We start from the raw sequence: 9,987 nt of genomic DNA on the forward strand, positions 1-9,987 counted from the left end.
ACTAAATGGCTCGTATCGCAGGTGTCGATTTACCCCGTGATAAGCGGATCGTCATTGCCTTGACTTATATCTTTGGCATTGGCAACACCACTGCAGAAAAGATTCTGGACCAAGCTGGCGTCTCTGCAGACGTCCGCACCCGGGATCTGACTCCCGATCAAGAAGAAAAGATTCGTGCCGCCGTTGACACGATCCCCGTTGAAGGTGATCTGCGTCGGAGTGTTTCCATGAACATCAAGCGGCTGCAAGAAATCGGTTCTTACCGTGGTATGCGTCACCGTCGGGGTCTGCCCGTCCGTGGCCAAAACACGAAGAACAATGCTCGTACGCGTAAAGGTCCTAAGACTTCTATCGCTGGGCGCAAAAAGTAAAAAGGGAGGTTAACGAATGGCTACTCGTAAGAACACACGCAAACGCCGTGTGCGGAAGAATATTGAGTCCGGCGTGGCTCATATCCATTCCACGTTTAATAACACATTGATCATGATCACGGACCCGCAAGGCAACGCGATTGCTTGGTCCTCAGCTGGCGCTTTAGGCTTTAAGGGTTCACGTAAGTCGACTCCGTTCGCCGCACAAATGGCTGCTGAGTCTGCTGCCAAGGAATCCATGGAACACGGCATGAAGAGCGTTGAAGTGGCTGTCAAAGGCCCTGGCTCCGGTCGTGAAGCTGCAATCCGTTCGCTGCAAGCGACTGGTTTGGAAGTTACCGCGATTCGTGATGTGACCCCGGTACCGCATAATGGTTCCCGTCCGCCAAAACGTCGTCGTGTATAAGACCCCAGTTGCGTGATCGCAGTTTGTATTGCCGCTTATATTTGATCGAAGACACGTTTTGAAAGGGGTACTCATCACTAATATGATCGAATTTGAAAAGCCGAATATTACTAAGGTCGACGAAACTACGAATTATGGGGAGTTTGTTGTCGAACCTCTGGAACGTGGTTACGGCACAACCCTTGGTAATTCGTTACGGCGCGTCCTTTTGTCCTCTCTTCCCGGCGCAGCTGTGTCGAGTGTTCAAATTGATGGCGTACTGCACGAGTTCTCCACCATTGATGGGGTTCTTGAAGACGTTACTCAAATCATTTTGAACATTAAGAAGCTTGCCTTGAAACTGAACACCGACACTGAAAAAACGGTGGAGATTGATGCAGAGGGGCCGACGACTGTTACCGCCGCAAATATCATCACCGATGACGATGTGGAGATTCTCAATCCGGAACAGTACATTTGCACGATTGCCGATGGCGGCCATTTCCATATGCGCATGACCATCAAGAGCGGTCGCGGCTATGTACCGGCTGATCAGAACAAGAGTGAAGATATGCCAATTGGTGTATTGCCGGTGGATTCTATTTTTACCCCGATCGAACGTGTTAACTACCAAGTCGAGAGTACCCGGGTGGGTAAACGCAACGACTTCGATAAGTTAACGCTGGCGGTATGGACGAACGGTTCAATCGGTCCCCGTGAAGCGATCTCCCTGGCGGCTAAGATCTTGACGGAGCATCTGGCTGGGTTCGTCAATTTGACGGACGAAGCAAAGAACGCCGAAGTCATGGTCCAAAAGGAAGAAAACCACAAAGAGAAAATGATGGAGATGACCATCGAAGAGTTAGATCTCTCCGTACGCTCCTACAATTGTCTCAAACGGGCCGGTATCAACACAGTTCAAGAGCTCACCAACAAAACTGAGGCCGATATGATGAAGGTCCGCAACTTGGGCCGCAAGTCATTGGAAGAAGTTAAATCCAAGCTGGCTGCTTTAGGCTTGTCCTTAAAGAGCGCCGACTAACACACAACGAAGGAGGGAATCATACATGAGTTATCGTAAGCTCGGTCGGAACAGTTCTGCACGTCGTGCGATGCTGCGGGACCTGACCACTGCTCTGCTGATCAACGAACGGATCGTCACTACTGAGACCCGTGCTAAAGAAATTCGCAAGAGCACTGAAAAGATGATCACACTGGGTAAGAAGGGTGATCTGTCTGCTCGGCGCCAAGCGGCCGCGTATGTACGCGACGTTGTTGCCGATGTGAAGGAAGAAGACGACAGTGTCGTTATTCAATCCGTATTGCAAAAGTTATTCAGTGATATCGCCCCGCGGTACACTGAACGCCAAGGCGGTTATACGCGCATCTACAAGACTGCACCGCGTCGCGGCGATGCAGCTCCCATGGTCATTATCGAATTAGTTTAATTCGCAGACCGCTTAGGGAACGTCTTCTTTGGCGAAAAACGGGCGTTACGATGGTGGAATGGCAACTCCGAGTCTAGCTTCGGCCGGTGCTGGTCAGTTGATCGGCGCTGTGCTCACCATTGAATTCGTTTCTTAATATGTTTTATTGAAGGGCGTCTGGCTTTAGCTGGGCGTTTTTTCTTGTATAATGGAAAGTGTTTATCACGCAGCAAAAAGGGGGCGTTGTGCTTATGGCAGAGGAACCGCCAATTATCAGTATTGATCACCTGACCGTGCGTTACGCGGAACAGGAGCAGCCGGCGCTGGACAGCATCAGTTTGACCATCCCCGCTCATTCCTGGACGGCCATTATCGGCCATAACGGCAGCGGCAAATCAACGCTGATCAAGGCGATGGATGGCTTAGTGACAGCTGATGGCGGCCAAATGACCGTGGCTGGTCTGGCCGTCACGGAACAGAACATCTGGCAGATTCGCCAACGCCTGGGGGTGGTTTTTCAGAACCCGGAGAACCAGTTTGTCGGCGCAACGGTAGCCGATGACGTGGCTTTTGGGCTGGAGAATGCCCGGGTACCGCGGCCGGAGATGCTGACTCGGGTCGATAATGCCCTGGCTCAGGTCGGGATGACTGACTTTGCAGACCGGGAACCCGCCCATTTGTCCGGTGGTCAGAAGCAGCGGGTCGCCATTGCCGGTATCTTAGCCTTGGCACCGGCCATCATCGCTTTGGATGAGGCCACCAGCATGCTGGACCCCCAGGGGCGGGCCTCGGTGTTGCAGACGATGCGCGACTTGAAGGCGAAAGAAAACCTGACCATCCTGTCAGTGACCCACGACTTGGAAGAAGCGGCAGCGGCCGACCATGTGATTGTGATCGACAACGGCCGTCTCGTGGCCAGCGGGACGCCGCCGGAGATTTTTGCAGAAGGCCCCGCTTTGATCGATATGGGGTTGTCGGTGCCGTTCACCGAGCAGTTGAAGTCAGACCTGGCGGCGGGCGGGATTACCGGCTTGCCCGCTGACTATCTTAACGAAGAGGAAATGGCAGACCAGCTATGGAAATTGTACTCGACCATGTAAGCTACACCTATCAGGCCGGCACCCCCTTCGCGGGGGATGGCCTGCGCGACGTCAGTGTGACGATCCCAGACGGCTCCTACACGGCGATCATCGGCCAGACCGGCAGCGGCAAGTCCACGCTCCTGCAACACCTCAACGCGCTCCTGAAGCCCACAACGGGCACAGTGCGGATCGGTGACCGGGAGATCACCCCGAAGACTAGCAACAAGAATCTGAAGCCATTGCGGGCCAAGGTGGGATTAGTCTTTCAATTTGCCGAAAACCAATTGTTTGAAGAAACGGTGGAAAAAGATGTCGCCTTCGGTCCGAAAAACTTTGGTGTTCCTGAAAAAGAAGCCCTGGCCCGGGCCCATCGTGCGCTGGATTTAGTAGGCATCGGCCCGGAATATTACGAGAATTCGCCCTTTGATCTATCCGGCGGGCAAATGCGCCGGGTGGCGATTGCGGGGGTATTGGCGATGACGCCGGAGCTGCTCATTCTGGATGAACCGACGGCGGGGTTGGATCCCAAGGGGCGGACCGAATTGATGACGTTATTTGAAACACTTCACCGCGAGCAGGGCATCGGCATCGTTCTGGTCACCCACCAGATGGAAGATGTGGCCAATTACGCCGAGTTCGTTTTGGTGATGGCTGATGGACACTTGATCAAGCAGGGGCCGCCGGCGGAGATCTTTTCTGATCCCGCTTGGTTGGCGGAGCATCATTTGGGTCTGCCGCGAGCAGCCCAGTTTGCCCGGGAGCTGCGGGCTAAGGGCCTGCCGCTGCCCGATATTCCTCTCACGGAACAGGCGCTGGCCGCTGAAGTGCTGGCAATTTTACGTCCGAGAAGGGAGGCCGACCATGAATAAGTTGATGATTGGCCGGTATCTGCCTGGTCATTCGGTGGTCCACCAGATGGACCCGCGGGGCAAAATGGTGCTCACGTTTTACTTCATCTGTATCGTGTTTATGGCGAACAATATTTGGTCCTACTTGGTCCTGGGGTTATTCACGCTGGGGGCGGTTCTGTTGACCCGCTTGAAGCTCATCTACTTTTGGCGCGGGATTCAACCGGCCATTATTCTGATTCTATTCACTTTGCTGATTCAGGTCTTCTTCACCCGCGGCGGTCAGATTTATTGGCAGTGGGGGCCGTTTGCACTGTCCAGTGCCGGCGTGGTCAACGCGTGGTTCATCTTCTTCCGGTTGGTGATCATTATCTGCATGTCGACGCTGCTGACGCTGACCACATCACCGCTGGATATCTCCAGCGCGCTGTCGTCCTTGATGACGCCATTGAAGTGGATCCGGGTGCCGGTGGACATCATCGCTCTGATGCTCTCCATCGCGCTGCGTTTCGTCCCCACGTTGATGGACGAGACCGTGCGTATCATGAACGCCCAGCGCGCTCGGGGCGTTGATTTCGGCAGCGGCAGCTTGCTTCAGCAGATCAAGGCCATTGTGCCCATTTTGATCCCGCTGTTCGTCAGTGCGATGCACCATGCTGAGGATTTGGACGATGCCATGACGGCCCGGGGCTATCGCACTGATGCGCCTCGGACCACTTACCGCATCATTCAGTGGCATCGGCGGGACACCTTAAGTATTATTGCATTTGCTGCGCTCACTGTTGTGATCTTCTTCGTACGGGCATAATGGATAGAGAGAAAGGAGTCAATTCATGCCGCGTTACCGTGTGATTCTTGCCTATGATGGCACCAAGTTCCATGGCTTTCAAAGTCAGCCCCAGTTACGGACTGTGCAGGGAACGATCGAGCAAGGCCTGATCAAAATGACCAAAGGCACTCCCGTGACGGTCTTTGGCGCCGGCCGGACCGATGCCGGGGTGCACGCTCAGGGACAAGTCGTGCATTTTGATTTCCCGGGAAATATTCCGCCGCGGAACATGCTGCTGGGACTGAACTCGATCATGCCCCTGGATATTGTGATCAAAGACGTGGCAATCGTGCCGGACACGTTCCATGCCCAGTTCTCCACTGTGGGGAAGCGGTACGGCTACCGGGTGTCGCGTACGCGGTTTACCGATCCGTTTAAACGCTTTTATACCGGCCATTATCCCTATGCGCTGGCGTTAGACCGGATTCGCACGGCGTTGGCAGATGTTGTTGGGACCCACGACTACACCAGTTTTGCCGCTTCCGGCGGCGTGATCAAAAACAAGGTGCGGACGATTTACACTGCGACAATGACGGACCATCCTGATGATGATGAACTCTATTTTGAATTTATCGGTAACGGTTTCCTTTATAACATGGTACGCATTCTCGTCGGTGTGTTGCTGGAAATCGGCAATAATCGGCGGCCGGTGACAGAATTTCCCAGGTTATATGCGGTGAAGGACCGGCAAGAGGCCCGGATCACCGCACCGGCCAGCGGGTTATATCTGCAAGAAGTGTATTATGACGAGGCGGCTTTAGCCCAAGCGGTGGCTGAGCGGCAAGAGTAGTTCATGCAGCGGCTTGGTCCTTTCTGGATCAAGCCGTTTTTTGATTGCTTGCCGTGTGGGAAACAGGTAATCTGAAAGTAAAGAAGGACAGATCGCTAATGCTAGAGAACGCAGCTTGGCAAAATGACCTGCAGCAGATACGGTGAAGGCAGTATCGGAATGATTGCTGATTAAAGGATCAAATGTAAGCATCGATAATCAAGGGCCATCAAGATCCTGGGCTTTTTTTATCACGTAATACAGCTTCTCTGGATGAATCTTGATTCGAAGCAGCCGAGCACGGAAGAAGACAAACGTACATTCGATTCGGTATCCTTGAATTATGAGGAGGTGAATCGAATGCCAATCAAAACACACAAGATCCGGATCTATCCCAACGCCGAGATGGCCACGGTCATCATTGAGCTGATGGACTACAACCGCTTTTGCTGGAACAAAGGTTTGGCCGCATGGAATGACATGTATGACGCATCATTAGCCATGGCGAACAAGAAACTGCGCCCCAGCGAGTACAAAGTCCGCGACGAGCTGGTGAAAAACAAAACCGACTGGCAGCACCAGTTCTCAGCGCGCGTGCTTCAAACTGCTGTCCACCGGCTGCATCAAGCTTGGCAGAATTTCTTTAATCCAGCTATGCCGGACGCCAACAAGCCCAAATTCCATCATAAGCGGGATCCTAAACAAAGCTTTACGACGGATCGGGCGGTCATTACCGGCAAGTACCTGACCTTGGATCGGCCGCACGCGGCCAGCCATCGGTTCGGCACCATCAAAATGGCGGAGACTTTACGTTTTACTGGCGAGATCAAAACCGTGACGATAACCAAGCGCGGAAAGAAGTTCTACGCCAGTGTCAACGTATTGGTTGAAGATACCTCACACCCGGCTTTTTATGACTCCTGGGACATCGTCGGTGTTGATGTGAATGTGGGCCACGTCCGCTGGAACGGCGGGGATATCAACACCTTTACGCCCCGCATGGCAGCGTTGCATCAACGAATCAAGTATTACCAAAAGTGCCTGAACCGGAAACGGCGGAGAAATCCGGGCGACTACCGGTCCAAGACCTATCAGCGGATTACAGCAAAGATGAACCGCGCTTACGAGCAGGTGCACGCGTTGCAGTATGATCTGATTCACAAATTCAGCCACATGATTATAAAGAATTATCCTGTTCCCTGTTTAGAGGATCTGGATGTCCACCGGATGATGATGGACGAGAAGAAGGCCAAAGGTCTTCAGCGCGGGCTCTTTCGCCGCTTGCGTACGGCAATCGAGTACAAGGCGGCTTGGCATCATCGCGATTTGGTGATTGCCAATCGTTTCTTCCCGTCAACGCAGCGCTGTTCAAACTGCGGCTACATCAAAAAAAAAGAAAGCTATGGCGGCAAGATGACGCTCCAAGGCGACAGCATTTACCACCAGCATGACGTATATCGCTGTTACGAGTGCAGTCTTGTCATTGACCGAGACGATAACGCTGTTCAAAATTTGATTCAATATGCGGCGGGGCTTACGCCGGAATGGGAAACCGTTCAGAGATGATTTCTAGTCGGCACTGTTATGCGCCATGCTCGTCTGATCCCAATCAGACGGGGGTGCCGGCAATTACGAAATTGACTAAATACACTGTACTCTTAATGGTCTAAATCTAAAGTGCCACCATAGATCAGATGTGTATACATTTGAGTACGTTTTAGAAAGCAGGATCATTCCATGACGCATACAGCATTCAACCAGCGGCTGCAGCAGCGGCGCAAGGCACGGTGTTTGACTCAGCAGGAAGTTGCTGACCAGCTCTTCGTTTCTCGCAAAACGGTTTCCAGTTGGGAGACCGGGCGGAATCTGCCGGACCTGTTCATGATTCAGCGTCTGGCCGCCATATACCGGACCTCGGTGGATGATTTGCTGGGTACTGCCGCTCGATCGGTGACCCGGCCGGTGACCATGCTAGGGCCGGCGCTGATTCTCAGTATCTTGTTGGTGAGTGCGGCTTGGAATAATCTCTTTGCCATGGACTTTGGCCTGCAGCTGGTTTATTTATTGACCGCTGTCGTGCTGATCATTCCAGTAGCGACCGCTGGCGGGACCTGGTACCGCCGGCAACGAAACCAACAGGTGAGAGGATAGATGGGTATGCAACACAAAGTATGGTGGATCGTCAATCTCTTTTTCGCGGCCGCTTTTATCAGCGGCACGGTGCTGATCCTGTTGCGGCAAGTGGACGGGGCGGGGCATGTCGAAACACTGGGGTCGCGCTTAGCGGCACTGGCTGTATTAGGCACCTTTCTGTTATTGATCGTCATCGTGGAGCTGATCGTTTGGGCTGTGATGCGGGCGAGCCGGAAAAGAAATTGAGTCGTAAAGCGAAGCAGATTGCGGGGACCGATTGATGGGTCTGAGCAATCTGCTTCTTTGTTTGCGAGCGCAGTGGTTCAAAGCCGCCGTTGATTTCTCATAGTCCTGAGAGGTGTACGTGGTATCCTAAAGTAAAGGGGTGAAGCGCATGTATACGGATTTGAAAAATAAAGTCGCTGTCGTTACCGGCGGTTCTAAAGGGATTGGCCGGGCTGTTGCCGAACGCTTCGGCAAGGAACAGATGCGCGTCGTGGTGAATTACAACAGTGATGCGCAACAAGCGGCCGAGGCAGTCCAGGCGATTGAGGCCCAGGGCGGCCAAGCCGTCAGTGTCCATGGCGATGTCAGCAGCGAGGCCGGGGTCCAGGGACTGCTGGATGCCGCCGTGCAGCAGTTTGGCCGGCTCGATGTGTGGGTGAATAACGCGGGAATGGAAATTAAGTCCCCTACCCATGAATTGTCGTTGGCGGATTGGAACAAAGTGATCACGATCAACGAAACTGGTGTGTTTTTGGGTGCCAAGGCAGCGTTGAACTATTTCAAGGCGCACCACCAGCCGGGCAATATTATCAATATGTCATCGGTCCACGAGCAGATCCCGTGGCCGACCTTCGCCAGCTATGCCGCCGCTAAGGGTGGCGTGAAGCTGTTCACCCAGACGATTGCGATGGAATACGCCAAAGATGGTATTCGGGTTAACGGCATCGGCCCCGGCGCGATCAATACGCCGATCAATGCAGAGAAGTTTGCGGACAAAGCCCAATATGATCAGACCGTGGCGATGGTCCCCATGAACCGCATCGGCAAGCCGGAGGAAGTGGCGGCCGGCGCAGCTTGGCTGGCATCGGCCGAATCCAGTTACGTGACAGGGATCACGCTCTTTATTGATGGCGGAATGACTCTGTATCCAGCCTTTAAGGATGGGCAAGGCTGATTTTTTAGTAACTGAAATTAAGCTCTGCTTCTCACTACGAGAAGCAGAGCTATTTATTTTACGCATAGTTTGCCATCCAACATAGGCATTCGACATGGGCTCTCGCCAGCCTTAAAGTGGAAAGTAAGGAGGTGGCAGGGTATGAAAAAAATTGTCATTGGTGTGATCCTGATCCTAATCGTAGCGATGATTGGTTTCCTATCTTGGTCCTGGTGCGGACCGCGGCTAGCAACCTTTGCTGAGTGGGTACCCCAGAGTACGGCAAGCCAGACAACGCCAGCGGCAACCACCAGCATGCGGCATAGTGCCCGAACATTGGCAGGACAAATGACCCCGATTCGTATTCAGATAGGTAAGCAGATCTTTCGCGCGCACCTCAATAATTCAGTGACTGCCAAGGCAGTCTTAGCCAAGTTGCCGGTAACACTCACCGTGCAGGGACTAACCACGAATCCCAACGAGCATACCGCTGCGTTGAAGCGGGCACTGCCCATTAAAGGGACACCCACCGGAGCCGATCCGGCACCCGGTGATATTGGGTATTGGGCCCCGGAACCGAGTCTGATTCTCTACTGGGGGGATGTGGATTATTTCAACGGTATTCACATTCTGGGAAGGTTCGACCAGTCGGATCGGCAAACCGCAATCCGGTATATTCATCAGCAACAGGCGCCATATCAGGTAATAATCAGCCGCAACTAAAGCGGTAATTACGCGGTCGCACACGCTTGTATGACGTTTGATCAAAGATACCTGTAACCGTCAAGTTCGATTGAGCCATTTTCGCTCATTAATTTTGAACCCCGAATTGTCAAATTAAGTGCAACAGTGAAGACTCATCCATGTGAATTGGTTTAGGTAGTGGGCAGGGATTCCTCCAGGCCCAGGGGGGAGGCCTGGAGCGCCGCGATTGCGCTGCGGTATCCAAGGCACTTCCTTAACCGGTGGTTTAAGACATCTTGG

The 9,987-nt window shown here is 53.1% G+C and carries 13 protein-coding genes; all 13 read left to right on the plus strand.

Annotated elements, in window-relative coordinates:
- The first annotated feature begins 5 nt into the window (after positions 1–5).
- The 13 genes from rpsM (at position 6) to H627_RS19365 (ending at position 9,726) form a co-directional block, all read left to right on the plus strand.
- Positions 6–371 carry a 30S ribosomal protein S13 gene (gene rpsM / locus H627_RS0111435; RefSeq protein ID WP_027829068.1) on the plus strand — a complete coding sequence of 122 codons (366 nt, stop codon included), beginning with the start codon at positions 6–8 and terminating at the stop codon, positions 369–371.
- 16 nt (positions 372–387) lie between these two features.
- On the plus strand, positions 388–777 hold the full coding sequence (gene rpsK / locus H627_RS0111440) for a 30S ribosomal protein S11 (RefSeq protein ID WP_027829069.1): 390 nt from the start codon (positions 388–390) through the stop codon (positions 775–777).
- Between the two features lie 82 nt (positions 778–859).
- On the plus strand, positions 860–1,798 hold the full coding sequence (locus tag H627_RS0111445; protein WP_027829070.1) for a DNA-directed RNA polymerase subunit alpha: 939 nt from the start codon (positions 860–862) through the stop codon (positions 1,796–1,798).
- A 25-nt stretch (positions 1,799–1,823) separates the two neighbouring features.
- Positions 1,824–2,204: a 50S ribosomal protein L17 gene (gene rplQ, locus H627_RS0111450; protein ID WP_027829071.1), complete on the plus strand. Its 381-nt coding sequence runs from the start codon at positions 1,824–1,826 to the stop codon at positions 2,202–2,204.
- Between the two features lie 230 nt (positions 2,205–2,434).
- A complete protein-coding gene (locus H627_RS0111455) occupies positions 2,435–3,283 on the plus strand; it encodes an energy-coupling factor transporter ATPase (RefSeq protein WP_027829072.1) in 849 nt (282 codons plus the stop codon).
- Positions 3,259–4,134, plus strand: a complete 876-nt coding sequence (locus H627_RS0111460) for an energy-coupling factor ABC transporter ATP-binding protein (protein ID WP_027829073.1) — start codon at positions 3,259–3,261, stop codon at positions 4,132–4,134. Before H627_RS0111455 ends, H627_RS0111460 begins: the two co-directional genes overlap by 25 nt.
- Positions 4,127–4,921, plus strand: a complete 795-nt coding sequence (locus H627_RS0111465; RefSeq protein ID WP_027829074.1) for an energy-coupling factor transporter transmembrane component T family protein — start codon at positions 4,127–4,129, stop codon at positions 4,919–4,921. The genes H627_RS0111460 and H627_RS0111465 overlap by 8 nt, the downstream gene beginning before the upstream one ends.
- Before the next feature lie 25 nt (positions 4,922–4,946).
- Positions 4,947–5,732: a tRNA pseudouridine(38-40) synthase TruA gene (gene truA / locus H627_RS18075; protein WP_051225383.1), complete on the plus strand. Its 786-nt coding sequence runs from the start codon at positions 4,947–4,949 to the stop codon at positions 5,730–5,732.
- A gap of 339 nt (positions 5,733–6,071) precedes the next feature.
- On the plus strand, positions 6,072–7,277 hold the full coding sequence (locus H627_RS18080; RefSeq protein ID WP_051225384.1) for an RNA-guided endonuclease InsQ/TnpB family protein: 1,206 nt from the start codon (positions 6,072–6,074) through the stop codon (positions 7,275–7,277).
- Between the two features lie 171 nt (positions 7,278–7,448).
- Positions 7,449–7,862, plus strand: coding sequence for a helix-turn-helix domain-containing protein (locus H627_RS19360; RefSeq protein ID WP_051225385.1), 414 nt, complete (start codon positions 7,449–7,451; stop codon positions 7,860–7,862).
- 6 nt (positions 7,863–7,868) lie between these two features.
- Positions 7,869–8,090, plus strand: a complete 222-nt coding sequence (locus tag H627_RS0111485) for a DUF3923 family protein (RefSeq protein ID WP_027829075.1) — start codon at positions 7,869–7,871, stop codon at positions 8,088–8,090.
- A 148-nt stretch (positions 8,091–8,238) separates the two neighbouring features.
- Positions 8,239–9,024: a glucose-1-dehydrogenase gene (locus H627_RS0111490; RefSeq protein ID WP_027829076.1), complete on the plus strand. Its 786-nt coding sequence runs from the start codon at positions 8,239–8,241 to the stop codon at positions 9,022–9,024.
- A 141-nt stretch (positions 9,025–9,165) separates the two neighbouring features.
- Positions 9,166–9,726, plus strand: a complete 561-nt coding sequence (locus H627_RS19365; protein WP_051225386.1) for a cyclophilin-like fold protein — start codon at positions 9,166–9,168, stop codon at positions 9,724–9,726.
- Positions 9,727–9,987 lie beyond the last annotated feature (261 nt).

The sequence above is a fragment of the Schleiferilactobacillus harbinensis DSM 16991 genome, assembly GCF_000425885.1.
Classification (GTDB): Bacteria; Bacillota; Bacilli; order Lactobacillales; family Lactobacillaceae; genus Schleiferilactobacillus; species Schleiferilactobacillus harbinensis.